This is a genomic window from Sphingomonas sp. S1-29, assembly GCF_026167545.1.
Taxonomy (GTDB): domain Bacteria; phylum Pseudomonadota; class Alphaproteobacteria; order Sphingomonadales; family Sphingomonadaceae; genus Sphingomonas.
The window spans coordinates 3,020,195-3,047,104 of sequence record NZ_CP110678.1 but is presented as its reverse complement, the minus strand read 5'-3'; the positions used below and the strand labels follow the sequence as shown (position 1 = coordinate 3,047,104).

Annotated in this window: 26 protein-coding genes, 1 tRNA gene and 1 pseudogene; 15 read left to right on the top strand and 13 right to left on the bottom strand. The window is 66.4% G+C overall.

Annotated elements, in window-relative coordinates:
- Positions 1–139 precede the first annotated feature (139 nt).
- The 5 genes from OKW76_RS14525 (at position 140) to OKW76_RS14505 (ending at position 7,932) form a co-directional block, all read left to right on the top strand.
- Positions 140–1,051: a methyl-accepting chemotaxis protein gene (locus OKW76_RS14525; protein WP_265549553.1), complete on the top strand. Its 912-nt coding sequence runs from the start codon at positions 140–142 to the stop codon at positions 1,049–1,051.
- Positions 1,048–2,058 (top strand): TonB-dependent receptor domain-containing protein, encoded by a 1,011-nt coding sequence (locus OKW76_RS14520; protein WP_265549552.1) that lies wholly within the window; start codon positions 1,048–1,050, stop codon positions 2,056–2,058. Before OKW76_RS14525 ends, OKW76_RS14520 begins: the two co-directional genes overlap by 4 nt.
- Before the next feature lie 337 nt (positions 2,059–2,395).
- Complete coding sequence (locus OKW76_RS14515; RefSeq protein WP_265549551.1) at positions 2,396–4,882, top strand: TonB-dependent receptor domain-containing protein; 2,487 nt, start codon at positions 2,396–2,398, stop codon at positions 4,880–4,882.
- 80 nt (positions 4,883–4,962) lie between these two features.
- A complete protein-coding gene (locus tag OKW76_RS14510) occupies positions 4,963–6,813 on the top strand; it encodes a methyl-accepting chemotaxis protein (protein WP_265549550.1) in 1,851 nt (616 codons plus the stop codon).
- A gap of 72 nt (positions 6,814–6,885) precedes the next feature.
- Positions 6,886–7,932, top strand: a complete 1,047-nt coding sequence (locus OKW76_RS14505; RefSeq protein WP_265549549.1) for a DUF2332 domain-containing protein — start codon at positions 6,886–6,888, stop codon at positions 7,930–7,932.
- On the opposite strand, the pseudogene OKW76_RS14500 reads toward OKW76_RS14505, so the two are convergent.
- A pseudogene (locus tag OKW76_RS14500) lies at positions 7,931–8,379 on the bottom strand (propionyl-CoA--succinate CoA transferase); the annotation flags it as partial. The gene OKW76_RS14505 and the pseudogene OKW76_RS14500 sit on opposite strands and share 2 nt — an antisense overlap.
- 511 nt (positions 8,380–8,890) lie before the next feature.
- Between OKW76_RS14500 and OKW76_RS14495 the strand changes: the two are divergent.
- Complete coding sequence (locus tag OKW76_RS14495) at positions 8,891–9,901, top strand: sensor histidine kinase (protein WP_265549548.1); 1,011 nt, start codon at positions 8,891–8,893, stop codon at positions 9,899–9,901.
- 85 nt (positions 9,902–9,986) lie between these two features.
- Here OKW76_RS14495 and OKW76_RS14490 read toward each other — a convergent pair whose 3' ends face one another.
- From OKW76_RS14490 to cpdR, 3 genes are all read right to left on the bottom strand, one after another.
- On the bottom strand, positions 9,987–10,625 hold the full coding sequence (locus OKW76_RS14490; protein ID WP_265549547.1) for a hemerythrin domain-containing protein: 639 nt from the start codon (positions 10,623–10,625) through the stop codon (positions 9,987–9,989).
- 44 nt (positions 10,626–10,669) lie between these two features.
- Positions 10,670–10,744 (bottom strand) — tRNA-Val (locus OKW76_RS14485).
- Positions 10,745–10,821: 77 nt separating this feature from the next.
- Complete coding sequence (gene cpdR, locus OKW76_RS14480) at positions 10,822–11,199, bottom strand: cell cycle two-component system response regulator CpdR (protein WP_265553004.1); 378 nt, start codon at positions 11,197–11,199, stop codon at positions 10,822–10,824.
- A gap of 150 nt (positions 11,200–11,349) precedes the next feature.
- Here cpdR and OKW76_RS14475 point away from each other — a divergent pair, with 150 nt between their 5' ends.
- Complete coding sequence (locus OKW76_RS14475; RefSeq protein ID WP_265549546.1) at positions 11,350–12,204, top strand: N-formylglutamate amidohydrolase; 855 nt, start codon at positions 11,350–11,352, stop codon at positions 12,202–12,204.
- Positions 12,205–12,457: 253 nt separating this feature from the next.
- Here the strand turns inward: OKW76_RS14475 and OKW76_RS14470 are convergent, their stop codons facing one another.
- Both OKW76_RS14470 and OKW76_RS14465 read right to left on the bottom strand, forming a co-directional pair.
- Positions 12,458–13,249 carry a SapC family protein gene (locus OKW76_RS14470; RefSeq protein ID WP_265549545.1) on the bottom strand — a complete coding sequence of 264 codons (792 nt, stop codon included), beginning with the start codon at positions 13,247–13,249 and terminating at the stop codon, positions 12,458–12,460.
- 34 nt (positions 13,250–13,283) lie between these two features.
- Positions 13,284–14,729, bottom strand: a complete 1,446-nt coding sequence (locus tag OKW76_RS14465) for an FAD-binding oxidoreductase (protein ID WP_265553003.1) — start codon at positions 14,727–14,729, stop codon at positions 13,284–13,286.
- Positions 14,730–14,852: 123 nt separating this feature from the next.
- On the opposite strand from OKW76_RS14465, the gene OKW76_RS14460 reads away from it, so the two are divergent.
- The 3 genes from OKW76_RS14460 to OKW76_RS14450 all read left to right on the top strand — a co-directional run bounded on the left by OKW76_RS14460 (position 14,853) and on the right by OKW76_RS14450 (position 17,143).
- The gene (locus OKW76_RS14460; RefSeq protein WP_265549544.1) at positions 14,853–15,293 is read left to right on the top strand and encodes a hypothetical protein; all 441 of its coding nucleotides are present in this window, start codon (positions 14,853–14,855) and stop codon (positions 15,291–15,293) included.
- Positions 15,294–15,380: 87 nt separating this feature from the next.
- Positions 15,381–16,877, top strand: coding sequence for a DEAD/DEAH box helicase (locus tag OKW76_RS14455; protein ID WP_265549543.1), 1,497 nt, complete (start codon positions 15,381–15,383; stop codon positions 16,875–16,877).
- Positions 16,878–16,885: 8 nt separating this feature from the next.
- Positions 16,886–17,143, top strand: a complete 258-nt coding sequence (locus OKW76_RS14450; protein ID WP_265549542.1) for a DUF1289 domain-containing protein — start codon at positions 16,886–16,888, stop codon at positions 17,141–17,143.
- Here OKW76_RS14450 and OKW76_RS14445 read toward each other — a convergent pair.
- From OKW76_RS14445 to OKW76_RS14430, 4 genes are all read right to left on the bottom strand, one after another.
- Complete coding sequence (locus OKW76_RS14445; protein ID WP_265549541.1) at positions 17,118–18,035, bottom strand: RcnB family protein; 918 nt, start codon at positions 18,033–18,035, stop codon at positions 17,118–17,120. The two genes, OKW76_RS14450 and OKW76_RS14445, sit on opposite strands and share 26 nt — an antisense overlap.
- A 116-nt stretch (positions 18,036–18,151) precedes the next feature.
- Positions 18,152–18,643 (bottom strand): GAF domain-containing protein, encoded by a 492-nt coding sequence (locus OKW76_RS14440; protein WP_265549540.1) that lies wholly within the window; start codon positions 18,641–18,643, stop codon positions 18,152–18,154.
- A 174-nt stretch (positions 18,644–18,817) separates the two neighbouring features.
- Entirely contained in the window at positions 18,818–19,225 is a 408-nt protein-coding gene (gene arfB / locus OKW76_RS14435) for an alternative ribosome rescue aminoacyl-tRNA hydrolase ArfB (RefSeq protein WP_265549539.1), read from the bottom strand.
- Complete coding sequence (locus tag OKW76_RS14430; protein WP_265549538.1) at positions 19,218–19,925, bottom strand: RluA family pseudouridine synthase; 708 nt, start codon at positions 19,923–19,925, stop codon at positions 19,218–19,220. The genes arfB and OKW76_RS14430 overlap by 8 nt, the downstream gene beginning before the upstream one ends.
- Positions 19,926–19,983: 58 nt before the next feature.
- Here OKW76_RS14430 and OKW76_RS14425 point away from each other — a divergent pair, with 58 nt between their 5' ends.
- Positions 19,984–20,841, top strand: coding sequence for a M15 family metallopeptidase (locus OKW76_RS14425; RefSeq protein WP_265549537.1), 858 nt, complete (start codon positions 19,984–19,986; stop codon positions 20,839–20,841).
- A gap of 158 nt (positions 20,842–20,999) precedes the next feature.
- On the opposite strand, the gene wrbA is transcribed toward OKW76_RS14425, so the two are convergent.
- The 3 genes from wrbA to OKW76_RS14410 all read right to left on the bottom strand — a co-directional run bounded on the left by wrbA (position 21,000) and on the right by OKW76_RS14410 (position 23,154).
- A complete protein-coding gene (gene wrbA / locus OKW76_RS14420; protein ID WP_265549536.1) occupies positions 21,000–21,602 on the bottom strand; it encodes an NAD(P)H:quinone oxidoreductase in 603 nt (200 codons plus the stop codon).
- A 107-nt stretch (positions 21,603–21,709) separates the two neighbouring features.
- Positions 21,710–22,408 (bottom strand): pirin family protein, encoded by a 699-nt coding sequence (locus OKW76_RS14415; RefSeq protein WP_265549535.1) that lies wholly within the window; start codon positions 22,406–22,408, stop codon positions 21,710–21,712.
- An 89-nt stretch (positions 22,409–22,497) separates the two neighbouring features.
- Positions 22,498–23,154 (bottom strand): mannan-binding lectin, encoded by a 657-nt coding sequence (locus OKW76_RS14410; protein WP_265549534.1) that lies wholly within the window; start codon positions 23,152–23,154, stop codon positions 22,498–22,500.
- A gap of 120 nt (positions 23,155–23,274) precedes the next feature.
- Here OKW76_RS14410 and OKW76_RS14405 point away from each other — a divergent pair, with 120 nt between their 5' ends.
- From OKW76_RS14405 to OKW76_RS14390, 4 genes are all read left to right on the top strand, one after another.
- Positions 23,275–24,180 carry a LysR family transcriptional regulator gene (locus OKW76_RS14405; RefSeq protein ID WP_265553001.1) on the top strand — a complete coding sequence of 302 codons (906 nt, stop codon included), beginning with the start codon at positions 23,275–23,277 and terminating at the stop codon, positions 24,178–24,180.
- 146 nt (positions 24,181–24,326) lie between these two features.
- A complete protein-coding gene (ctrA, locus tag OKW76_RS14400) occupies positions 24,327–25,040 on the top strand; it encodes a response regulator transcription factor CtrA (RefSeq protein WP_256506566.1) in 714 nt (237 codons plus the stop codon).
- 133 nt (positions 25,041–25,173) lie between these two features.
- Positions 25,174–26,415, top strand: coding sequence for an ectonucleotide pyrophosphatase/phosphodiesterase (locus OKW76_RS14395; RefSeq protein ID WP_265549533.1), 1,242 nt, complete (start codon positions 25,174–25,176; stop codon positions 26,413–26,415).
- A 38-nt stretch (positions 26,416–26,453) separates the two neighbouring features.
- Complete coding sequence (locus OKW76_RS14390) at positions 26,454–26,909, top strand: MaoC family dehydratase (RefSeq protein ID WP_265549532.1); 456 nt, start codon at positions 26,454–26,456, stop codon at positions 26,907–26,909.
- The last annotated feature ends 1 nt before the right edge of the window (position 26,910 follow it).

The window sequence follows — 26,910 nt, the reverse complement described above, 5'->3', positions numbered from 1 at the left end:
TTGTGGCTCCCGGCTTCTATGAAGGTTCGTTTATCGTATACGGTGTGAGATCGGCACTGATCGCTTCCGCCGTGAAGCATGGCGCACTGCTTCTTTCATTCCGCTTTTACGGATGTGGCACTACCGCGAGCACCGTTGCATGAATACCGATCTCGGTCTTGCGAAGCTTCGTCATGTGGGCATGCGCCTTGTCGTGGGCCTGATCGCTACCTTGGCGGCTTTGGCAGGCCTCATGGTGCTGTTTCTCCCAACGCCTGACAAATGGCCGGCAGCGGTGCTCGCGCTCTTGCTCGTCGTTTATCCGGGGGTTCTGATTGCGCAGCGCCGCATCGATGCGGGTGCCCGCTTGGCGGTAAGCATTACCGTGGCCGCCCTACCCGCGCTTCTGCTGTTCATCAGCGAGGGGTATGGCTGGCAGACCGACCTGCACATGCTGTTCTTTGCGCTGCTCGCAGCAGCGTCGATCCTTTGCGACTGGAAGGCACTCGCCGCAGCAACGGGCGTCGTTGCCGTCCACCATCTCGGGCTTGGCATGATTATGCCACAATGGTTGTTTGCCGGTGACGGCTCGTTGGCGCGGGTCGCCTTTCATGCGATCGTCCTTGTTGTCGAGGCAGCCACGCTCATCTGGGTGGCGCAGCGTATCGTTGCGTTGGTTAACGCCAATGACCGGCAAACCATAGATCGAGAACATTCGGCGGAGGCACTTGCCACCGAACGTGCCGAGCAGGCGCGTATCCTTCAAACAGTCACGACTTGTTTGGGCGAGAGCTTAACAGCGCTTGCAGCCGGCAATTTGACCGAAACAATCGAAGTGGATTTCCCTGGTGACTATGCTCTGCTCAAGCGGGACTATAACGCCGCGGTGTCGTCGCTACGGACGACGATCGCCGCGGTGAGCGACAGCGCGATCAACATCCGTACCGGCTCGAGCGAAATCGCGCAGGCGTCCGAGGATCTTGCTCGCCGTACCGAAAGCAACGCCGCTAGCCTCGAAGAGACCAGCGCAGCGCTAGTACAGATTGAGCGCCGCCTCAGGGCCACCTCGTGAACTACGCGGTCAACGCGCCCTATGCGTCGCTGAACTACCACATCGGCAAGATCGCGATCGGCGGCAGCGTCCGCTATGATTTCGGCAAGGTCGCCGGCACGTTGTTCGGTCTCGAGCTCGGCGGCGGTCGGGTCGGCGTGCTGCCGTTCGACGTCAACCGCAATGGCCAGATTTCGCAGGCCGAGCGTCAGGCCAACGTCCTGCCGCTCGACCGCCCGGGTCGCATCGATTACAACTATGGCTACCTTAGCTATTCGGGCGGCATCAACTTCCGCATTGCCGAGCCGCTGGCGATGTTCGCGCGCTACAGCCGCGGTGGCCGCGCCGCCGCCGACAAGATCCTGTTCACGCCGGCGGTCAATTACGGCAGCGGTTCGCTGTTCGATGACGACAGCGGTTTCGACACGATCAAGCAGGCCGAAATCGGCGTCAAGTTCCGCCAGCGCGGCTTTACCGCCAACGTCACCGCCTTCCAGGCCAAGACCAGCGAGCGCAATTCGCAGGTCACCAGCCTTCCCGATGGTTCGTCGACGATCGTCGACATCGTCCGATCGTACAGCGCGAAGGGCGTCGAGTTCGAAGGCGGCGTACAATATGGTGTCTTCAACCTGACCGCGGGTGGCACCTATACCGAAGCCGAGATCGCCGCCGACGCGACCAACGCCGCGATCGTCGGCAACACCCCGCGCCGGCAGCCCAGCCTGATCTTCCAGGCGACGCCGCAGATCGACCTGAAGCATGTGACCTTCGGCGCGAACGTGATCGGCACGACGAGCAGCTTCGCGCAGGACGTCAACAGCCTGAAGCTGCCCGGCTACACGCTGGTCAACGCCTTCGTGCAGGTCCGCCCGACCGATCGGGTGCAGTTGATGCTAAACGTCAACAACCTGCTCGACACGCTCGCCTTCGCCGATGTTACGCAGGGCGCGATCCCGGCCAGCGGCGTCGTGCTCGGCCGCGCCTACACCGGCCGGACCCTCTCGGCGACAATGCGTTACGCGTTCTGATCGCGGCCCGGCCGGTGCGCCATCGCGCCCCGGCCGGGAGGATCGCCCGCCCGCCGATCACCGCCGCCACCTATCCGCCTTGTCCCAGTTCCTGAACAACATGGCACGGATCAGTGTCGGTGATCGAATGATTGCGCGCCAAAACGCTCGCCGGTGATCAGCCGTCTATAATGGAGATATGCCAGCCTCGGGCAAGCTGAGGCTTCGCATTAAGTTAAAATTTCGTTTCAACCATCTGTCAACGCAAGCTGCACCTGATTTCGATCCGTTCCCGCTTGGTTGATCTTTAATTGGATAGTCAGTGAACCGCCTTCGCCTCTTGCTTACGGTCGCGCCAATGGCGCTGTTGGTCCCGGGCCTCGCCCATGCGCAGTCTGCCACAAACAAACAGGCAGCCGAGCGATCCGATCCCCAAGCGGAACAAGCCGCAAAGGAAGCGCCTGCCGAGGAGGCTTTTACCACCGGCGTCGCCAAGGGCCGCGACCGGCTGGACAGCGCGACCTCGACCAGTGCGCTGAAGGCGACCGAGATCGAGAAGTTCAGCGCGCGCTCGCTCGGTGAAGCGCTGCGCAACATCCCGGGCATGCGCGTCGAATATGCGATCGGCGAGGGCAACGCCAATTTCACGATCCGCGGCCTGCCGATGTCGGGCACCGGTTCCAAATATCTGCAGCTGCAGGAAGACGGCCTGCCGGTGTTCGAATTCGGCGACATGCAGGGCTTTGGCGCCGACATGTTCATGCGCTTCGACCTCAACGTGGCGCAGGTCGAGGCGATCCGCGGTGGGTCGGCATCGACCTTTGCGTCGAACTCGCCGGGCGGCGTGCTCAATCTGATCTCCAAGACCGGCGACGTCGAGGGCGGCGCGGTCCAGACGACGGTAGGCCTCAACTACGGCGAATATCGCGTCGATGGCGATTATGGGCACAAGATCAGCGACACGCTGCGCTTCCACGTCGGCGGCTTCTTCCGCCAGGGTGAAGGCCCGCGCAGCCAGGGCTTCGACGCCTTCCGCGGCGGCCAGGTCAAGGCCAACATCACCAAGACATTCTCGAACGGCTATGTCCGTGTGTACGGCAAGTATCTGAATGACATCACCCCCCCCTACCAGGCGATTCCGCTGCGCGTGACCGGCACCAATGCGGCGCCGGTCTATGCCAGTGTGCCAGGCCTCGACATCAAGTCCGATACGCTGATGTCGCCCAACACCGCCGGCATCCTGGGGCTCGATGCCGACAATAATCCGACACGCAGCGATTTGCGCGACGGCCAGCACGCGATCGTCAAGTCGATCGGCTTCGATGGGCAGTTCGATTTCGGCGCGTGGACCGTCAGCAACAAGTTCCGCTTTGCCGACATGTCCGGAAAGTCGCTTCAGAACTTCCCGCGCTCGGTCGGATCGGCAGCGGCGCTGGCCGCCGCCAGCGGCGGCGCGGGTGCGCGGCTATCCTACGCCACCGGCCCGTTGACCGGGCAGGCGATCACCGACCCGGCAGCGCTGAACGGCAACGGCCTGCTGGTGCAGACGCTGTTCATCGATCGCACCGCGAACAGCCTCAACAATGCCACCAACGATTTGCGTATCAGCCGCGTCTGGCAGGTTGGCAACGGCAACCTGACGACCACCGCCGGCTTCTACAAGTCGTCGCAGGACTATAAGACCGACTGGCACTACGCTACCATCCTGTCCGACGTGCGCGGCGGCGGTAATGCGGCGCTGGTCAACATCACGACAGCAGCGGGCGTACCCGTGACGCAGGAGGGTTACCTCACCTACTCTGTCAGCGGCGGCTTTGGTCATCGCAGCTACGACGTGAACTACGCGATCAACGCGCCCTATGCCTCGCTCAACTATCACATTGGCAAGATCGCCATTGGCGGCAGCGTCCGCTATGATTTCGGCAAGGTCGCCGGCACGCTGTTCGGTGCCGAGCTCCTTGGCCGTGGCCCCGGCGCGCAACCGTTCGACGTCAACGGCAATGGGCAGATTTCGCAGGCCGAACGACTGACTGGCGTGCTACCGCTCGACCGCCCGGGTCGCGTCGATTACAACTATGGCTATCTCAGCTATTCGGGCGGCATCAACTTCCGTATTGCCGAGCCGCTGGCGATGTTCGCGCGCTACAGCCGCGGTGGCCGCGCTGCCGCCGACAAGATCCTGTTCACGCCGGCGGTTGGTTACAGCAGCGGTGGGCTGTTCAATGACGACAGCGGCTTCGACACGATCAAGCAGGCCGAAATCGGCGTCAAGTTCCGCCAGCGCGGCTTGACGGTCAACGTCACCGCCTTCCAGGCCAAGACCAGCGAACGCAATTCGCAGGTCGTCAGCAATGCCGATGGTTCAAGTCAGTCGGTCAACATCGTCCGGTCTTACAGCGCCAAGGGCGTCGAGTTCGAAGGCGGCGTACAATATGGTGTCTTCAACCTGACCGCGGGCGGTACCTACACCGACGCCGAGATCACGGCCGATGCAACCAGCGCCGCGATCATCGGCAACACCCCGCGCCGGCAGCCCAGCCTGATCTTCCAGGCGACGCCGCAGATCGACCTGAAGCATGTCACCTTCGGCGCGAACGTGATCGGCACGACGAGCAGCTTCGCGCAGGACGTCAACCAGCTGAAAATGCCTGGCTACACGCTAGTCAATGCCTTTGTGCAGGTCCGTCCGATCGAGCGGGTGCAGTTGATGCTGAACGTCAACAATTTGTTCGACACGCTCGCCTTGGCCGATGTCACGCAAGGCACGATTCCGGCCAGCGGCATCGCGCTCGGCCGCGCCTACACCGGCCGGACCATCTCGGGAACGCTGCGCTACGCCTTCTGACGCGGCGCACCGACCGGGGCGCCTGCGCGCTCCGGTCGGGCATTCCCACGGACCTCAGCTACCGACCGAAAGATCCCGTCATGTTCAAATCCATGAAGATCCCGCGCAAACTCGCGCTGTCGTTCCTCATCATCTGCGTCTCGGCAGCGGCGATGATGGCGGTGTTCTTCGCGAACATCACGTCGATCCGCAACGCGTCGGACGGCAACAACCTCAGCCAGACGATCCATTCCAAGGCGTTGACGCTGGAAACCTCTTTGCTGCGGCAAAACAGCCAGATGCGCGGGTTCCTGGTCACGGCTGATCCGAGCTACCTCAAGTCCTACGACGAGGCGCGCGACGAATATGATGCCGCGTCGCGCGAGCTCGAGACGCTGCTGACCGACGCGCCGTTGCGAGCCGCGCTGCTGCAGTCGCGCACCGCGACGCTCGACTGGCGCAAGACCTGGGGCGACCGGCTGATCGCGCGCGTCAAGGCCGGCGAGCGCGAAGGCGCGGAGGCCGAAGTCCGCGCCGCCGGCAAGGCGGTGCTGACCAGCGCCGCGGTACTGCCGCTGCGTGAGATCCGCGACGCCGAAGAGGCGTTGATCAAGACCAATTCGGAAAGCCAGCAAAGCGCGATCAATTCGGCCGTCACGGTGCTGATCATCGGCGGCATCGCGATGATCGGCATTGCGATTGGGCTCGCCTTCATGCTCAGCCAGCTGATCGCCCGCCCGGTCTCGCGACTGACCGGCACCATGGCCGATCTTGCCGCCGGCAAGCACGACATCACCGTCCCCGACCTCGATCGCCACGACGAGCTGGGCGACATGGCACGCGCAGTGCTGGTATTCCGCGACGCCGCGGTGGCCAAGGACCAAGCCGACGCCGCCGCCGCCCGCGCCGAAGCCGAGCAGAAGCTGGTCGTCGACACGCTGTCGCAGCATCTGTCGGACGTCGCCGAGGGCGACCTCACGGCCGAGATCACGCGCGACTTCCCGGCGAGCTATGCCGCGGTGAAGTCCAACTTCAACGACGCGATCGGCTCGCTGCGCGAACTGATCGGCTCGGTCGGCGAGTCGACCGCATCGATCCGCACCGGATCGAGCGAGATCGCGCAGGCATCGGAAGACCTCGCACGCCGAACCGAGAGCAATGCGGCGAACCTCGAGGAGACGTCGGCTGCGGTGATCCAGATGGACACCCGCCTCAAGACCACCGCCGAAGCCGCGACGCGCACCGTGCACCGCGCCAATGGCACGATGACGACCGTCGCCGACGGCCGTGCAACCGCCGAGGAAGCGGTCGCCGCGATGAGCCGGGTGTCGGACAGCGCCAAGGGAATCGACAGCGTGATCGAGGGGCTCGACAAGATCGCGTTCCAGACCCGCGTGCTGGCGATGAACGCCGCGGTCGAGGCAGGCCGAGCGGGCGATGCCGGGCGCGGCTTCGCGGTGGTCGCCGATCTCGTCTCGGCGCTGGCGATGCGCGCCGAGGAAGAGGCCGGCCGTGCCCGCGACCAGCTCAGCGCGACCCAAACCGACATCATCACCGCGGTCGAGGCGGTGCGCCGCGTCGATGGCTCGCTGGCCGACATCTCGACCGGGGTCGTCGAAGTGAACAGCCTGCTAGGCGACATCGCCACCGACAACCAGGCGCAGTCGACCGCGATCACGCAGATCAGCGCCGCGATCGCGACGATGGACCAGGCTACCCAGCAAAATGCCGCGATGGTCGAAGAGACCTCGGCGGCTGCGCGCAACCTTGCAACCGAAGTGCGCGGCCTTTCGGAACATGCCGGTCGCTTCAATGTGGGGACCGCCGCGGTGGTCGATGGATATGCGACGCAGGTCCGCTTTTCGGGACCGGTCAAGCAACTGCCCAAGGCTGCGGTGGCGGCGCTCGTCCGTCCGGCAGCGACCGAATCGGACGATTGGCAATCCTTCTAAAGGCTTCCCACCGCTCGCGGTCCCTTCCGAACGAACCAACGCCCGCACCCCGGGCAAGGAACCACAATGAACATGTACGCGCCAATACCCGAACGGGGGGAGCTATGGCGTCACGCCGAGGTTGCACGCGATCTGGGCTCGCCGTTCGTCGCGGCGGTCCTTGAGGCAGGCCAGCGCCAGTTGCACCGCGCGCCGCGCACCGCCGCGCTGATCCGCGACTGGCCGGGCGATCCGCTGCGCGATGCGGTAGCGGTGCGCTTCAATGCCGGGCTGCATGCGATCGCCCGGCGGGGCAGCTCGCCGGCATTGAGCGCGCTGTACGCCGGCCAGCATGACGATTTCGACGGCGCGATCGGCGAAGCGCTGGCGGCGCATGACCAGTTGATGGCGACATCGATGCACGATACGCCGCAAACCAACGAAGTAGGTCGGTCGGGGGCGATCGCGGCGGCGCTGATGGAAGCCAGCCGTGAGTTCGGATTGCCCTTCGAGCTGCTTGAGATTGGTTCGAGTTGCGGCCTCAACCTCAATCTGGGGCTGTATGCCTTCGAACTGGGCGGCATCGTTGCCGGCGATGCCGGTTCGCCGGTCCGCGTCGCCCCTTCATGGCGCGGCGAAGCGCTGGTGCGCGCGCCGCTGACGATTGCCAGCGCGCGCGGCACCGATCTCAATCCCTTGCGCGCCGACGACATGGCAACCCGCGACCGGCTGTTGTCCTACATCTGGGCCGATCAGCCGCAGCGCGCCGACCGGCTCGAACAGGCTTTGGCGCTGGCGCAGCGCCATCCGCCCCAGGTCGATCGCGGCGATGCCTGCACATGGCTGGCCGCGCGGCTGGACGAGCCCCAACGCGCCGGAATCTGCCGGGTGGTGGTGCATTCGATGGTATTGCAATATCTGCCCCAGGCACAGCGCGATGCCATTGCGGCGATGCTGGCGCAGGCCGGCAGCGACGCCACCATCGATCGCCCACTGGCGCGGATCAGCTTCGAATGGAACACGATGCGCCGCCAAGTCCAGTTGCTGCTGACGTGCTGGCCCAGCGGGCAGGAACGACTGCTGGCCACCTGCCACGCTTATGGCGACTGGCTCGACTGGTCGCCCGGCGCACATGCTTGAGCGAGAAGGCGTTCGCCGACGCCATCCGCAACTTTCCCGAATCGAGCAGGTCGAGCATCCCGTCCTGGATTACCTCGGTGTACGACGTCATGTCGCCGAACGGCCCGGTCACCAGCCCGCTCAACACCGCATTGGCGATATTGCCCACCCCCGATTGCAGCGGCAGCAACGACGCCGGCAGCCGCCCGCGCGCGACTTCGTGCGCGAAGAACTCGATCAGATGCCCGGCGATCGCATGCGCGGCAGCATCGGGCGCGGCGGCATCGGGCGCGGCAAAGGGCAGGTTGCAGTCGGGGCTTCGGTCTCGACGATCGCGACGATCTTTTCAGGATCGACGCGGAAACAGGCCTCGCCGATCCGGTCGTCGGGGCGGATCAATGGGATCGGCACGCGATGCGGCGGCAGCGCGGTGCCGTAATAGATGTCGTGCATCCCCTCGAGCGCGGGGGCCGAACGTACGATCGCGGCACCGGAACTCGCTCGGCTTCTCAACGTCCCGACGAACCCGCTCGTCAAGATGATGGCAAAGCAACACGACCTGAGGAAGGCCAGCATCGATTGGGTGAGAAGCGAAGTCGAAACCAATCTGCAAGCTCTACATCGCGCCGCGGCGGTGCAGCCTTGGTGCGGTCAGGACTGCGATAACGATCATCCTTGACGATTGGTCAGCTTCAGAACGGTGACTATGCCATTTGGGCGTGTTCAGGTCGTCCCGGTAAGGTTGTCTGACGCTATCTGTTCTCCCATTCACCGGCCCCAACGAGTGATTGCGTTCAGCCTTTCCCAGCCATCCGCGCGAGCCGAGCGCCGCTAGCGTGTTCTGGGCCAGTTCGGCGGCCAAGATGTGTCGCCTCCGCGTCGAACCGAGGCTCGGTTGCGGCAAGGCTGGCGGTGTGCGAAAGCCCCCCGCGATACGCCAGCAAAGGTATGACATGCGCCAAGCGCGTGCGGAGAAGCAATGACCAGTACCGCCGAAACGCTCAAGCCGCTGTTGTGGGAACCGAAGAATCTGGTGAGGGCGATCGAAGCAGCCGGGGTCACGCTCTGGTCTTGGAACGTCGATACCGATGCGCTGGCGATGGACGATCACGCCTATGATCTCTGGGGTATTCCCCGCGCCACCGATGTGAGTTTCGAGGATTTATCGGCGCACATCCACCCCGCCGATCGCGACCGGGTCCGCGCGGCGTTCAATGCGACGCGCGCGATCATCGGCCCCTATGAGATCGATTTTCGGATCATGATCGGCGACGAGCTCAAATGGATATCGGCGCGCGGCAAGGGCGATGATGCCGGCATGGTAAGCCGAATCATGTTCGGAATCTTCATCGACGTAACCGGGCGCAAACAGGCCGAGGAAGGCCGCGAACTGCTGGCTGGGGAGATGAGTCATCGCGTGCAGAACCTGCTCGTGATCGCCTCGGGGCTTGCCGCGATATCGTCGCGATTGACCTCGACCACCACCGAAATGGCCGAGGAACTGACGCTTCGGCTTACCGCGCTGGGGCGTGCGCATGATCTGGTTCGTCCGGTCCCGGGGCAGACGAAGGCCGCGTCGGCATTGCTGGGCGATCTGTTGACCGTCTTGCTTGCGCCGTATGACGATCTGGGCGCCTTCAGCGGGCGCATCCGCGTGTCGGTGCCGCGAATGAGCGTAGGCGATTCGGCGACAACGATCCTGGCCCTCGTGATTCACGAGCTGGCCACCAACTCGCTCAAATACGGCGCACTGTCGGTCGACGACGGCACGCTAGACGTTTCGTGTTCGGCGCAGGACGAAGCCGTCACGATCGTATGGACCGAAAGCGGCGGCCCCAAGGTCGAACCGCCATCGGGAAAGGCAGGCTATGGCAGCAAGCTGGTCGAGCGGAGCGTAACCGGACACTTGCGCGGCGCGATCGATTACGACTGGGCCGAGAGCGGGCTTATCGTGACACTGAAAGTGGCACCGGGACGCCTGGCCGCCTGAAGCCGCTCTCGCCGCCCTTTCGGCGGATTGCAAATAGTCTTCAGCACAGGTTCGCGCTGGCACCTTTCGCGAGCAAGAACGCGGGTCAAAGGAGCGGTCGCTCGCCATGTTCGAGCAATGCGGGGACGACAATTTCCTCCTCGTCGGCAAGATGCCGCAGCATCAGCGCCAGGAAGCGGTCGGCGCGCTGGGCATAGCCATCGGCCGCGCGCAGGCCGGCGTCGCCGGGGAGCGCCAGCGCCGTGAGCAGCGCGCGCGCATCGTCGACGGTCTTGAGCAGAAGTTCGTGGATCAGCGCGTGATCGGCCTCGAGCAGGTCGAAGCCGGCGACCATCCGCGGATCGATCGTCTTGAACCTGGGGAAATACGCCGCATCCTCGATCTGGTGATGCTGTTCGAGATGCCCGAGAAAGCCGTTGAGCCGCGGCACGAAGGCGCGCTGGAAGGCATGAGGATCGAGCTGGCGGACGCGAAACCGATCGACGACGCTGGCCACCTCGGCGCCCTCGCTACGCAGCGATTCGTGGACGTGCAGCCAGAAATCGGCGAGCTGCCCGAAATTGGCATGCGTGCGCCATCCAGCTTGCGGATACGCACCGCGCAGATAAGCGATCGAATCGTCGATCCCCGAACGCTCGGCCAGCGCCAGATCGGTGTTGTCCTCAGCGATGCCGCAATCCTCCTCGTCGCCCCGCGCGGTCCAAAGCGCGCGCTCGGAACGCACATACAAAAAACCCCGCCAGCTCGTCGAGCCGGCGGGGTTTTTGATGGTGGGCGCGGCAAGGATTGAACTTGCGACCCCTGCGATGTCAACACAGTGCTCTACCACTGAGCTACGCGCCCCCAGTGGGAGCGACGCCATTAGCGAGGGTCGCCGCCGGGTGCAAGCGGGTAAACGCCTGCGCGGCCCCCGCGGCGCATCAATTATGGGTGGGAACGGTTTCGCTCTCGAACAACCGGTCGATCTCGAGCACCAGATCGCGCAGGTGGAACGGCTTCGACAGCACGCGCGCATGCGGCACCGCCTTGCCCGCCTTCAGCGTCACCGCGGCGAAGCCGGTGATGAACATCACCCGCATGTCGGGCGCCATCTCGCCCGCGCGCTGCGCGAGTTCGATCCCGTCCATCTCGGGCATCACGATGTCGGTCAGCAGCAGGTCGAACGATTCGGCCTCGAGCAACGGGATCGCCGCGGTCCCGCGATCGACCGCGCTGACGACATACCCCGACCGTTCGAGCGCGCGCGTCAGATATTCGCGCATGACGTTGTCGTCTTCGGCCAGCAAAATCCTGTACATCACGTCCCCGTCTCTCGCCGGCCCCGGCGCCCTCGCCATCCTATGGGACAAGCCCTTAATATTTTCCAGCCGACGCCGCGGCGAAACCGGCGCGAATGCGGCCCCGATACTGCATTGTCGGCGCCATCGGCAGCGTTTAGCAACGAAGCGGTGACCAGCAGCGCAGCATCGCCGAGCTTCGATCGGTTCGGCCCTGCCGAGCCCGCATCGCCGGTGGTCCTGTCGGTGCCGCATGCCGGACGCGAATATCCCGCGGCGATGCTGGCGGCGATCCGGCTCCCTCTCGCGGCATTGCTGCCGCTTGAGGACCGCCATGTCGATTCGATCGCGCATGCCGCGCGCCGCGACGAAACGATGCTGGTCGCGCGCCGCGCCCGCGCCTGGATCGACCTCAACCGCGGCGAGGACGAGCGCGATCCACGGATCGACGAAGGCGTCTCGGCCAGCGCGATGCCGTTCGAATCGGCCAAGCTCAAGGGCGGGCTCGGGCTCGTCCCGCGGCGCGCCGGGGTCTCGGGCGACGTGTGGCGGCGGCGGCTGCGCGGCGACGAGGTGATGGCGCGGATCGTCGAGGATCATCGGCCCTATCACGCAGCGCTCGCTGCCGCGCTGGCGGCGGCGCGGCGGCGCTTCGGCGTCGCGGTGCTGCTCGACATCCATTCGATGCCGACGCTGGCGGGCGAGGCGCCGGCGCGGATCGTGCTGGGCGATCGCTTCGGCCAGAGCGCCGCAGCGCCGTACCTCGCGCGGATCGAGGGCGCCGCCACCGCCAGCGGGCTGCGGATCGCGACCAACGCACCCTATGCCGGCGGGCATATCCTCGACGCGCATGGCGCGCCCGCAGCGGGCATCCACGCGGTGCAGATCGAATTCGATCGCACGCTGTATCTCGATCCCATGACGCTGACCCCCAACGCGGGCGCGCAGCGGCTGGGACATATCCTGCGCACGATGATCGATGCGCTGCTCGACGAGATCACCCCGATCGCTGCCGCCGCCGAATGACCACGACCGCGAGCACCGCATAAAAAAACCACCCCGTACGTAACCGTACGAGGTGGCCAAGGTTCAGGGAGGAGACACGCCTGAAAGGCGTGTCGCACGATCCCGCGAAAGGGGGGACACGAGATCGCGTAAGGCCGATATAGGCGATGGGTTTTGGCGCTTCAAGGCTTTCGGGCGACATTCGCCCAAGCGTTGCAAAGCATCGACAAATCGGCGCCGCGACCGTCGTTGGGACGGCCGCGGCGGGTGTGCGTCAGTTGAGTGGCTGGGCGTTCAGCGGCTGCGCCTGCTGCGGCATTTTGCCCTGCTGCATTTGCTTCGAGAACAGGTCGCGCATCAGGCTGAGCGAGAACAGGTGCGCATAGACGAGCGGCAGGATGCCGTTCTGCGTCAGCTTGCGCAGCTGGTCGCCGCGCAGATCGTTCAGCTTCTTCTCGTCGACCATCTGGAAACCACGATAGACGAAGGGCTGCGCGCCCTCGGGCTGGATCGAGATTTCGCCGTCCATCAGGATGCCCAATTCCTTGAGCTCGCGCATGAACTGGCCGGTGCGCTGGCCTGCCTGCTCGAACTGCTCGGCGAAGTTCAGGATGCCCTTGGTCAGCTCGGTCGGCTCGCCGTTCTCGAACAGGCGTTCGCCATCCTCGAACGCGCCGATCGTTTCCGACGTCGGATCGAAGCACAGCGACAATTCGTCGGTGTCGGGACGCAGCTTGGCGAGCAGATAGGGATAGCGGCGGATATAGGCGGGGACATACACCTCGTTGTCGACCAGCGCGCCAGCATCGTCGATGAAGGTGTTCACGCCCTCATTGAGGCCCATCAGCGCCAGCGGCACCGGATCGTCACCGATCGAAAAGACGATCGGCATCCGGCGCTGGACCAGCGGGAATTCCTCGACGGTCAGCGGCACCGCGTGATGCTTGGCGAGGAACGGCGCCACATTGGCCGGGCGCACGCGGAAGTCGGCATGGGTCTGGCTCGAAAGCGGCTCGAGGTTGTTGTAGAAAAGGGGCAGCGATTGCGACTGCGGCACGGTGGCCATCTTACTCTCCCGGACGAATAAAGTCCGCCGCGCTCTAGGTGGCGGGCAGGTCGCGCGCAAGGGACACGAGTTTGCCCGGGTTGAAAAGCCCCTGCGGGTCGAACGCGGTCTTGATCGCGCGCAGCGCCGCCAGCCGCGACGGTGGCCCCAGCCGCGCCAGTTCGTCGCGCTTCATCTGCCCGATACCGTGCTCGGCCGAGATCGACCCGCCCGCGGCAACGACCAGATCGTGGACGAAGCGCGTGGCGATCGGCGCATCCTGCGAATACCAGCGCGCGGGATCGGCGCCCGCTGGCGCGCGGACGTGGAAATGGACGTTGCCGTCGCCGAGATGGCCGAACGCGGTGGCGTGGGTGCCGGGGAAGCGCGCCTCGACCGCCGCCGCCGCCTCGATCATGAAGCGCGGCATCGCGGGCACGGGTACCGAGATGTCGTGCTGCGCCGCCGGCCCGGTCGCGCGTTCGGCCGCCGACAGCGAATCGCGCAACGTCCAGAATGCCGCGGCCTGCGCCTCGCTCGCGGCGATCGTCGCATCGGCGACCAGCCCGTCGGCGATCGCATCGCCAAGCAGCGTTTCGAGCGTCGCGGCGGGATCGGCCTGCGGATCGCCGCTCGCCGCCTCGATCAGCACGTGCCAGCGATGCGACCCCGCCACGGGCGACCGGCCGCCGGGAACATGCGCGATCGCCAGCGCCAGCGTGTCGCCGGGAATGATCTCGAAGCTTTCGACCAGCTCGGTGCGCGCCTCGATCCGGCGCAGCAGCGCCAGCGCGTCCTCGGGCGAGCGCAATCCCGCCCAGGCGACCGCGCGCACCGCGATTCCGGGCACCAAGGTCAGCGCGGCGGCGGTGACGATCCCCAGCGTCCCCTCGGCGCCGATCAGCAGCTGGTCGAGATCATAGCCGCGATTGTCCTTCTTCAGCGACGACAGCCCGTCATGCACCGATCCGTCGGGCAGCACCGCCTCGATACCCGTCACCAGCCGCCGCATCGTGCCGAAACGCAGCACCTGGGTGCCGCCGGCATTGGTCGATACCAGCCCGCCGATCGTCGCCGATCCGCGCGACCCCAATGTCAGCGGAAAGCGCATCCCCTCGGCATCGGCGGCGGCTTGCAGATCGGCGAGGATCACCCCCGCCTCGGCCACCGCGAGGCCTTCGCTCGGCGATACCGATCGCACCGCGTTCAGCCGGCGCAGCGACAGGATCAGCGCGCTGCCATCGGCGGGCGGCGTCGCCCCGCCGACCATCGAAGTGTTCCCCCCCTGCGGCACCAACGCGACGCGATGCTCGGCGGCCAGCGCGACGATCGCGGCGACGCCCGCGGTATCGGCGGGCTGGAGGATCGCCGGCGCCTGCCCATGATAGCGGCCGCGCCAATCGACCAGCCAGGGCGCGATCAGCTCGGAATCGTCGATCACCGCGCGTTCGCCCAGGCGCGCGCGCGCCGCCGCGATCATCAGGGTCTGGGCTGGCGTCATGGTCACGCAAGGCGTAGCATAGCCGCCGAGGCGCGAGCAATTCATCGGACGTTCAACCCAGTTTCCGCAGTTTCGCGCACGATGGTGCATGTATTGGCGATACCGTTTCCTTTTTTGACGGCGATGCTCCTTTGGATCGGGGCGGCGCCCGCGCAGCAAGCGCAGGTTCGCCCCGCCGAACCCGCCCAGCCGGCCACGCTTCGTGTCCGCCAGCGGATCCTGATCCGCGTCACGCGCCTATCGATACCGCGCACCCCGATCGCCTCGGCAGCGCCGCTGCCGCCGATCAGCTGGGTCGAACAGCGCAGCGAACAATGCGTGCCGATGGAGTCGCTCGCAGGCGCAGCGATCACGCGGCCCGACAGCGTCGACCTGGTATTGGCCGGCGGCAAGCGGATGCGCGCCAAGCTGGACGGCGATTGCCCCGCGCTCGGCTTCTATCAGGGCTTCACCGTCGCACGCACCAGCGACGGGCGGTTGTGCGCGCAGCGCGACACGATCCGCTCGGCATCGGGGGGCACGTGCCGGATCGAGGGTTTCCGGTCGCTGGTGCCCGCGCGCTGACGCGCGAACCTTGACAATCCGGCGCAAATCCGCGACCCGATTTGAACCTGCGGGTGCATCGCGCGCCCGCGATTTCCGGACATTCGCATGAGCTTTGCCGATCTCGGCCTGTCTGACGAACTACTGCGTGCCGTCAATGAATCGGGTTATACCGAGCCGACGCCGATTCAGGCGAGCGCGATCCCCTCGGTCCTGATGATGCGCGACCTGATCGGCATCGCCCAGACCGGCACCGGCAAGACCGCGTCGTTCGTGCTGCCGATGATCGACATCCTGGCGCAGGGGCGCAGCCGCGCACGGATGCCGCGCTCGCTGATCCTCGAGCCAACCCGCGAACTCGCCGCGCAGGTCGCTGAGAATTTCGAGAAATACGGCAAATATTCGGGCCTTTCGATGGCGCTGCTGATCGGCGGCGTGTCGATGGGCGACCAGATGGCGGCGCTCGAAAAGGGCGTCGACGTGCTGATCGCGACGCCGGGCCGGCTGATGGACCTGTTCGGGCGCGGCAAGATCCTGCTCACCGGCTGTTCGCTGCTGGTGATCGACGAGGCCGATCGGATGCTCGACATGGGGTTCATCCCCGATATCGAGGAAATCTGCACCAAGCTGCCCAAGGCGCGCCAGACGCTGTTGTTCTCGGCGACGATGCCGCCACCGATCAAGAAGCTGGCCGACAAGTTTCTCGACAATCCCAAGATGATCGAGGTGTCGCGCCCGGCATCGAGCAATCTCAGCATCGCCCAATATCTGGTGCCGCTGAAGTCCGACGCCAAGCGATCGACGCTCCTGGCGCTGCTGCAGCAGGAAGAGGTGCGCACCGCGATCATCTTCTGCAACCGCAAGACGACGGTGCGCGAGCTGAACAAGAGCCTGCGCCGCTCGGGGCTGGCGTCGAGCGAGATCCATGGCGACATGGACCAGTCGGCACGGCTGGCCGAGCTCGATCGCTTCAAGCGCGGCGAGGTCAATATCCTGGTCGCGTCGGACGTCGCCGCGCGCGGGCTCGACATCAAGGGGGTCAGCCACGTCGTCAATTTCGACGCGCCCTGGCATCCCGACGATTATGTCCACCGCATCGGCCGCACCGGCCGCGCGGGCGCGACGGGGGTCGCCTATACCTTCGTGACCCCCGAGGACGCCGAGAACGTCGCGAATATCGAGAAGCTGCAGGGGCAGAAGATCGAGCGCCTGGCGGCCCCCGCCGCCGCAACGGTCGAAACGCCCGCCGCGCGGGAGCCCGTCGCCGACAGCCCGCGCCGCGAGCGCTCGCCGCGCCGCGGTGCCAAGCCGCGGACGAACGCGCCGAGCTTCGAACCCGAGATCGCCGAAATCCTCCCCGAGCCGATCCTCGACGATCCGCTGCCCGCCGAGATCGTCCGCCCGGTGCGCGAAGAGCGCCGTCCGCGCGACGATGCACGGCCGCAGGAAGCCAGCCGCTCGCGCGACGAAGGCCGTTCACGCGACGAGGGGCGCTCGCGCCGTGGCGACCGTCCGGCGCGCCACGAACGCCAGGCCGACGATCAGCCCGACGATGGCTGGAACGGCCCGTTCCCGGCGTTCCTGGAAGTCACGCTGAACCGCTGAAGCACGCAATGGCCGCCGCCGACTTCATCGCCTTCCCTTCCCCGCCCAAGGTAGCGAGCCCGTGCAACCTGGTCTGCACGCTCGACAAGGCGACCGGCTGGTGCCTGGGGTGCGGGCGCAGCGGTAGCGAGATCGCCACATGGTCGGCGGGCGACGACGCCGCGCGGCAGGCGATCCTCGATCAGCTGCCCGCCCGGATCCGGCTGCTGGGCGACCGCGCCGTCTCCACCGACGACGCGGTCAGGGGAGTCCCGACCCCTCGCTGACCGTCGTCGTCGCGGGCTGGCCGTAGGTGATCGTCGTCGTCATCACCGGCGGGTAATAATAGCCATTGGCGACATAGCCTGCGGTGGTCATCACCGTGCGCTGCGAGGTAATCACCCCCGGCTGATAGGTGCGGGTCGTCACCGTTCCCGCGGCATAGTCGCGCGGCATCGCGTTCGCACCGGGCCGGCTATCGACATTGGCGACCATCGTTCCGGGCAGCGGCTGGACGACCTCGCCGCGCTCGCCATAGCGGACGCCCGCGCGCGGCGGCGCTAGCGGCGCCACGACCGGTACCGAAGCCGCGGCATAATCGACGCCGCGGCGCTGGCTGGGCGGCGGGGGTGGCGCTTGCGGTCCGCGATCGTTGGCGCGATTGATCGCGGCGCCGGCGACGGTGCCCATCATCGGGGCATCGTCGGTCGCCCGGGCAGCATAGGCCGTATCGCGATACGGCTCGGCGCGATCGACATAGCCGCGTCCGTCGCGGTTCCAATCGACCCCAGCGACCGAATCATGGACATAGCCCGCCTGGTCGATCAGCACCGCGTCGTCATAATAGCGATACCAGCTATAGCCCTGCGGCGGCGCGCCGAGCCCATAGCCCGCGAAATCGGCGATGTAGAAGCTCGGCTGGATCCAGTAGCGCGGCACGCCAAAGCCGCGCACCGGGCGGCGATAGGCGGTCCAGCCGCCCGGCGCGCGGTATCCGGCATGCCAGCGGCCCTGATAGCGCTCGCCCCAACGCGCCGGCTGGATCGCGGGGCGCGGCATCGACACCGGCTGGGCTACCGGGGCGGGCGCGATCGCGGGGCGGGCCTGCTGCCGCGCCTGCACGGCGGTTCCGATCGGCAGCGCCGCCAACAGCACCGCGGTCTTCATCAAGCTTCGCATCGGTCCACTCCCTGCCAGCCATCGCCAACGCGATCGCGAAGGTAGCGATCACGTTCACGATTTCTTAACAGTTTGCGCGCGCGCCCGCGAATCGAGTCACGATACGCCGGCGTCCCTTATCGGGGCAGGTCGAGCCGGTCGGCGAGCATCGCCACCAGCGCCTCGCACCCCTTGGCGTCTTCGCCATCGAAGCGCCCGGGCAGCGGACTGTCGAGGTCGAGCACCCCGAGCAACACCCCGTCGCGAACGATCGGCACCACCAGCTCGGAGCGGCTGGCGGCGTCGCACGCGATGTGGCCGGGGAAGGCGTGGACGTCGGCGACCACCTGCGTCTCGAACGTCGCGGCGGCGGCGCCGCAAACGCCCTTGCCGAACGCGATCCGGATGCACGCAGCCTTCCCCTGGAACGGTCCGAGCACCAGTTCGCCCTCGACGACGCGGTAGAATCCCGCCCAGTTGAGGTCGGGCAGATATTGCCACAGCAACGCCGCGGCATTGGCCATGTTCGCGATCCCGTCGCGCTCGTCGGCGGTCAGCGCGTCGAGCGCTTGCGCGAGATCGCGATAGAGGTCGGATTTCTGGGTCGCGGTGATGGCGAAGTCGTACATGGCGGGCTTTCGGATGCGTTGGTTTGCTCCCCCCTACTCCGTTCGCCCTGAGCTTGTCGAAGGGCGGCCCGCAATCTCGAATGGCGCGCGGGTTGATGGTTCGGGCCGACCCTTCGACAAGCTCAGGGCGAACGGCAGGGAGATGGGCTGCTCTGCTCCCCTCCCCCCTTCTCCTCAATCCATCGACACCTTGCCGCGCCCCGCCTTCACATTCGCGCGGCTTTTCTTCGCATCGACCCGCTTGGCCTTGGCATTGCGGCTCGGCTTGGTCGCGATCCGCCGCGCCTGGCGCACCATCGCCTGGCCGACCAGTTCAGACAGCCGCGCGCGGGCATCCTCGCGATTCGCTTCCTGCGTGCGAAATCGCCGCGCGGTGATCAGCAATTCGCCGCCCGCGGTCATCCGGCTGCCCGCCAGCGTCTTGAGTTGTGCATAGGCCCAGGGCGCGAGCCCCAGCCGGTAAACATCGACGCGCAGTTGCACCGCGGTCGCCACTTTGTTGACATTCTGCCCCCCCGGCCCGGTCGCGGCGAGGAAACGTTCCTCGACGATCGCTTCGTCGGGGATGCGATAGTCAGACACCCGCCGGGTCGCTCGGCTGATCGCTCGGCTCGGCAACGGCAACCGGCACCGGCCCGAACCCCGCCAGCGCAAAACGCTCGGGTAGCTCCGACGTCGCGGCGACCGGCGGCTTGCCCTCGCGCGGCACCGACAGCTCGACCGCGTGCAACAGCATCACCAGCCGCTGGTCGGCCCGGCCATAGACCGGGTCGCCGACGATCGGGATTCCCATGCCGTGCGAGGCGTGGACGCGGATCTGGTGCGTCCGCCCCGTCTCGGGCGTGAAGGCCACCAATGCGCGGCCCTGATGCTCGCGCAGCACTTCCCAATGCGTCACCGCGCGCTTGCCCTGCGGATCGCCGACCATCCGCCAGCCGGTTTCGGCGGTGCTGACCTTCGCCAGCGCCATGTCGACGGTGCCGGTCGCCTCGTCGGGCACGCCGTCGATCACCGCGAGATATTTCTTGGTCACCAGCCCTTGTTCGAACGCCTGCTGGAACCGCTTGTGCGCCTTGGGGTTGCGCGCCAGTAGCAGGCAGCCGCTGGTGTCGCGGTCGAGCCGATGGACGGGCAAAGGAACGCGCTTGAAACCGAAAGTCAGCTCATCGAGCATCGATTCGACACTCGGGCTGCGGTCGCGCGGCGAATCCACCGGCAGGCCGGCGGGTTTGTCGAGAATCAGTGCCTCGCCATCGATGAACAGGATGCGGTCGCTTAACATGGCATTGCCCTTAGCGCTGTTTGGCCAAAGCGCGAACCTGTCATCGCACATTCGACGAATGCCCCCCCTCCCGTTCGTTTCGAGCGAAGTCGAGAAACGGGTACGTGGCGCGTTGCGCGGTTTCTCGACTGTGCTCGAAACGAACGGGCGGAGCGTACTGGGGATTACGGCAGCGCTCACCCTCGCCGCCTGCGCCGCGCCGCCGGCGGAGGTCGCCGCGCCTGCCCCACCCCCGCCGGTCGCGGCACCCACGGTCGCTATCGCCCCGCCACCGATCGTCGCACGCACGCCGGTCGCGCTGTGCGGTCGCGGCAGCGTCGCCCTCACCAGCGACGGGCGGCTGCTCAACCATTTCCCCTATCCCGGCGTGTCCGAAAGCGTGCTGCTGCCCGCCCCGCCCCCGCTCGACGACGGCGGCGCGTGCCGGGTCCATCCGGCGATGCTGGGTGATCTCAACCGGCTGATCGCCGCTTCGAACGCCGATCCCGCGGTCGCGGGCAAGCTTCGCTCGGTATCGTGCCATCGCGGCGTCGCCTTCCAGGCGCAGACCTTTTGCGCGGGCATATTGTCGGGCCGAAGCATGGGCTTTCGCGACCGCGCCTGGGCATCGGCGCCGCCGGGCTATAGCGAACACGCCACCGGCTATGTGGTCGATTTCGGCACCACCGATCGCGGCGGCTGCCCCGATGCCGATGCGTGCTTCGCCGCGACGCCGGTCGGCAAATGGCTGATTGCCAACGCCGCGCGCTACGGCTTCGAAATGTCGTTCCCCGCGGGCAACAAGCAGCAGATGAAGTGGGAGCCGTGGCATTGGCGCTGGGTGGGCACCAGCGCTGCGGTGCCGGGGGCTACGGCGGCGCGGGCTACCTTCTCGCAGGCGCGCAAGGCATTCCCGGCGAGGCCGAGGCCGGAGTGACTTCTGACGTACCGTTCGTCCTGAGTAGCCGCTGAGTAGCTGCGCAGCAGCGTATCGAAGCGGCGTATCGAAGGACCCGCCCGCTTGGGGCAATGTCCTTCGATACGGGTCTTCGCCTTCGCTCAGCCCCTACTCAGGACGAACGGTGGGGGTTGACCCTACCCGAACAGCTTCGCCGCGACCTCGGCGATCCGCCGCCCCTGATAGCGCGCGCCGTCGAGCTCGACCGCGCTCGGCTGGCGGCTGCCGTCGCCATCGGCGATCGTCGTCGCGCCATAAGGCGATCCGCCCTTGACCTCGTCGAGGCCCATCTGCCCCTGGAAACCATAGTCCAGCCCGACCACCGTCATGCCGAAGTGCAGCAGGTTGGTGATGATCGAAAACAGCGTGGTCTCCTGCCCGCCATGCTGGCTCGCGGTCGAGGTGAACGCGCCGCCCACCTTGCCGTTGAGCGCGCCGCGCGCCCACAGGCCGCCGGTGGTGTCGAGGAACGCCGCCATCTGGCTGCTCATCCGGCCAAAGCGCGTGCCGGTGCCGATGATGATCGCGTCATAGTCGGCCAGCGCGTCGGGGCCTTCGATCACCGGATGCGAGCTGTCGGTCTTGAAATGCGCGGCTTCGACCACCGCCTGCGGCGCGGTTTCGGGAACGCGGCGGATATCGACGCTCGCGCCGGCACCGCGTGCGCCCTCGGCGATCGCCTCGGCCATCGTCTCGATATGGCCGTAGGACGAATAATAAAGCACCAGAACTTTTGCCATCTTCAATCTCCATTCCAAACCATGATCGTCACCCAGCGAAAGCTGGGGTCTCCCGCGGCCAGAGACCCCAGCTTTCGCTGGGGTGACGCGCGGGCAGCCGCAGGGGGCTATTCCGAATCGACCAATACGATCTCGGCTTCCGCGGTCGCGCGGATCGACACGGTCTGGCCGCCCTTCAGCGCAGCACCGTCGCGGGCGTTCACCGCCTCGCCATTGACCTCGATCGCGCCGGTCGCCGGCACCAGATACACGTGCCGCCCCTCGCCGATCACATAGTCAATTGTTTCTCCGGCCTTCACCGTCGCCCCCAGCACGCGCGCCTCGGCGCGGATCGGCAGCGCGTCGCTATCCTCGGCAAAGCCGCTGGCGAGCACCGCGAACTGGCCTGAACGCTGCTCCTTGGGAAAGGGCTTGGCACCCCAGGAAGGCGCGCCACCGCGCCGGCTCGGCTCGATCCAGATCTGGAAGATCCGCGTCGTCTCGGGCTCGAGATTATATTCGGCGTGGCGAACCCCGGTGCCTGCCGACATCACCTGGACATCGCCCGCCACGGTGCGGCCTTCATTGCCCATCGAATCCTTGTGGGTGATCGCACCCGAGCGGACATAGGTGATGATTTCCATGTCGCTGTGCGGATGCGGCGGGAAGCCCGAATTGGCGGCGATCTCGTCGTCGTTCCAGACGCGAATCTTGCCCCAGCCCATCCGCGCTGGATCGTAATAATTGGCGAACGAGAAATGATGGCGCGCCTTGAGCCAACCATGGTCGGCATGGCCCAGGCTTTCGAACGAACGTTTGTCGATCATCGCTGAGTTCCTTTCGTGTTGAAGGGAACATAAGTGCGATCGATGGTCACGAAAATCGAAACGATGGAAACACTTCGTTTCGCTGCCAGCTATTGGCGATAGCGTATTTCGCAAAGCCCCTGCTGGCCCTGCGTCGTGCGCCACTGGCCGGTCCATTCGCCGCGTTCGCGGATCGCTACCCCCTGGCACTTCACCTGCGCATCGACCTGGTTGAAGATCACCCCGGCAGCGACTTCGCGCACCAGGTCGCGCGAGCGCATGTCGTCGCGGTCGTCGTAGCGGCGGTCGTCGTAGCGGCGGTCGTGGTAGCGGCGATCATCATAGCGACGGTCGTAGCGGTCGCGGCGCCGGTCGTAGCGACCGCGCCCCACCCGGTCGCCGGCGCCGGTCCGCGTGCCGTTGATCGCGTACAACCGCCGCCACGCGCCGCGCCGCTCGGTGATCTCGATCACCCGGCCGCGAATATTCAGGCGAATCTGCAGGTCGCGGGTGGCATCGTCGAGGTCGATATGGCCATCGGTGCGCCCGGTCTCAACGAACCGCGCCTTCACCCGCCCGTCGCTCGCATATTCGACCCACTCGCCGCGCCGACCTTCGACGAAATAGCCGCCCGAATACTCGACGCGACCGACATCGAGCGCGACATCGCCGCGCCGATCCCAACGCTGCACCACCGCCTCTGGCCGCGCCGCCGCTCCGCCGATCCCCACCAGCACCGCCAACCCAAGAGCAACGCTACCCAGCATCGTCCCCTCCGCCGAAGTCGTTTCGATCGCACAACCATATCGCGGCCACGGGGCGAGGGGAACATGGTAAACACCCGCGCAATTGCCGATCGGCTTCGGTTGGCTTATCCCACCGACACGATGCAGCTCCCCGACCTAGAAGCATGGGCGATCTTCGCCGCGGTGGTCGAACAGCGATCGTTCAGCGGCGCCGCCACCGCGATCGGCGTCAGCAAGGCGACGGTGTCGAAGGCGATCACCCGGCTCGAGGCGCGGCTTGGCACCTCGCTGTTCCACCGCAGCTCGCGCAAGCTGACGCTCACCGACAGCGGCAAGGCGCTCGCCGAACGCGCGCAGCGAATCGTCGAGGAGGGCCATGCCGCCGAGGAAGCCGCGCGCGAGGCCGCGACCGCGCCCGCCGGGCTGGTCCGCGTCGCCGCGCCGATGACCTTCGGCGTCCGCCACGTCGCCCCCGCGATCGCCGATTTCCTGCTCGCCAATCCGGCGATCCAGATCGACCTCACCTTGTCCGACACGCGGATCGACATCATCGCCGCCGGCATCGATGTGGCGCTGCGGATCGCCGACCTGCCCGACAGTTCGCTGCGCGCGCGCCGGCTGGCGAGCGTGCGCGGGCATATCGTCGCCGCCCCCGCCTATCTGGCGCGCGCGGGCACCCCCGCGCATCCCGCACAGCTCGCCGAACATGCCTGCTTCACCTATACCAACCGCCCCAACCCGACCTGGCAGTTCGAGGGGCCGAATGGCGAAGTCGCGGCGATCCGCCCGAGCGGACCGCTCGCCGCCGACAGCGGCGATGCGATGCTGCCGGCATTGCGCGCCGGGCTCGGCATCGCGCGGCTGCCCGATTTCATCGTCGACGACGACCTGGCTGCGGGATCGCTCGTCACCATTCTTCCCGAATGGGCGGGACAGCCGATCGGGCTGCATTTACTTACCCCGCCAGGTGCAAGGCGCCCCGCGCGCGTCGAGACCTTGATCGCCTTCTTCGCCGATCGCTTCCGTAACTTGGCCGCCAACCCCTAACAATTCGCTGCGACTCGCGGGAATAGGCCGGTTAGGGACAAATTAACCTTTTGCCTTCAGATGTGTTTAGGTTAATCGAATGCTCAGGGGTGGGCTGTCCGCAGGGGGGGCAGGTTCGCTCTACACGAGTACAGGGGGACGAACCGATGCGCGTATTGCTGATCGAGGACGAGCCGACGACCGCCAAGGCGATCGATCTCATGCTGACGACCGAAGGTTTCAACATCTATACGACCGATCTGGGCGAAGAAGGCCTCGATCTGGGCAAGCTGTACGATTACGATATCATCCTGCTCGACCTGAACCTGCCCGACATGCACGGCTATGAAGTGCTCAAGCGGCTCCGCGTCGCACGGGTTTCGACGCCGGTGCTGATCCTGTCGGGCAACAACGAAATGGACAGCAAGGTGCGCTCGTTCGGCTTCGGTGCCGACGATTACGTCACCAAGCCGTTCCACCGCGACGAGCTGGTCGCGCGCATCCACGCCGTCGTCCGCCGCTCGAAGGGGCATAGCCAGTCGGTGATTCGCACCGGCAAGCTGGCGGTCAATCTCGATGCCAAGACGGTCGAGGTCGACAATGCGCGGGTGCATCTGACCGGCAAGGAATATGCGATGCTCGAGCTGCTCTCGCTGCGCAAGGGCACGACGCTGACCAAGGAAATGTTCCTCAACCACCTCTATGGCGGGATGGACGAACCCGAGCTCAAGATCATCGACGTCTTCATCTGCAAGCTTCGCAAGAAGCTGAGCATGGCGACCGACGGCGACAATTATATCGAGACCGTATGGGGGCGCGGCTATGTGCTGCGCGATCCCGACGGGATCGGGCTGAGCCTGGTCGAGGCGCAGGTCGCCTGACCCGAATGCTTTACCAGCGGGGGCTGTGAAGCGTAGCGGCCGCGGTTTCCGACAGGGAGCCGCGGCCGTTTCTTCGTGATGCGGCGCGCCGAAGCGTCTTTCGCTCGTCACGCTTCGGTGGCAGTGCCCGGCCATGCACCTCATCACCCGCCTCACCGCCGTCGCGCTCGCCGCTGCGCTCCAGGCCTGCGCCGCCGGCCCCGCCATCGCCCCCGAACCACGGCTTGCGGCCGCCTCCGCCGAACAGCGCGAACCGGTGACGATCCTGCTGTCGATCGACGGCTTCCACCCCGATTACCTCCAGCGCGGGCTCACCCCCAATTTGTCGCGGCTGGCGGCGCAGGGCGTCCAGGCGCCGATGCGCCCGTCCTTCCCGACCAAGACCTTTCCCAACCATTATGCGATCGTCACCGGGCTGCATCCCGACCGCAACGGCATCGTCGCCAACCGCTTCGAAGACCCGACGCGCCCCGATGAAGTCTTCACCATGGCCAATCTCGAACCCTATTGGTGGGACCAGGCCGAGCCGATCTGGGTAACCGCCGAAAAGGCGGGCATCCGCACCGCGACGATGTTCTGGCCGGGATCGAACAGCAAGGTGCGCGACACCTATCCCAGCGACTGGCAGCAATTCGCGCAGGCGCTGCCCGAGCGCAATCGCGTCGCCGCGGTGGTCGACTGGCTGCGACGCCCCGCCGCGACCCGCCCCAAGCTGGTGACGCTGTATTTCGACACCGTCGATACCGCGGGCCATCGCTTCGGCCCCCAATCGCCCGAGGCGAACAAGGCGATCGGCGAGGCTGATGCGCAGATCGGCGATCTGATGCGCGAGTTGGACACGCTTGGTCAGCCCGCGAACCTGATCGTGGTGTCCGATCATGGCATGGCCGAGGTGTCGGCCGATCGGACGATCGACCTGCTCGCCGCCTTCCCCGCGAGCGACATCCGGCTGGCCGAGGACGGCCCCTACGCGTCGTTCCACGCGCAGCCGGGACGCGAGGCTGCGGTGCGCGCCGCGCTCGCCAAGCCACACCCGCACATGCGCTGCTGGGAAAAGGGCGAACTGCCCGCGCGGCTCGCTTACGGCCGCAACCCGCGCGTCCCGCCCTATATCTGCATCGCCGACAGCGGCTGGACGATCCTGGGGCAACCGCCCAAATATCCGGTCAAGGGCGGCGCGCACGGCTATGACAATGCCGATCCCGCGATGCACTCGATCCTGGTGGCCAACGGCCCGGCGTTTCGCCGCGGCGTCACGCTGCCGATCGCCGACAATGTCGATGTGTACGCCCTCCTCCGGCACCTGGCGGGACTCCCCGCCGCGACCGACGTCGATGCCCGGATCGAGCCACTGCGCGCGGCGCTCGCCGAATAGGGCTTGCGGGAGACGCGTTTCGCATCGAAACTGACCGCATGCGTTATTTCGAAGACCTGCAAGTCGGCGACAAGGCCGCGTTCGGCAGCCACCTCGTTACCCGCGACGAGGTGCTGGCGTTCGCGACGCGCTACGACCCGCAGCCCTTCCACCTGTCCGACGCGGCGGCAGCCGAGACCTATTTCGGCCGGCTGTCGGCGAGCGGCTGGCACACCTGCGCGATGACGATGGCGATGTTCGTCGCGCACCTGAAGGAACACCCCCAGGCCGCGCTCGGCGCCGCGGGCGTCGACGAGCTGCGATGGCTCAAACCCGTCTATCCCGGCGATACGCTGCGCTGTGAGAACGAGCTCATCGAAAAGCGCGCATCGCGTAGCCGCCCCGAGATGGGCAGCACGCGTGCGCGCATGACGACGTTCAACCAGCATGACGAGCCGGTGCTGACCTTCGTCGCGATCGGGCTGATCGCGACGAGGCCAGCCTCTGCGCCGTAAG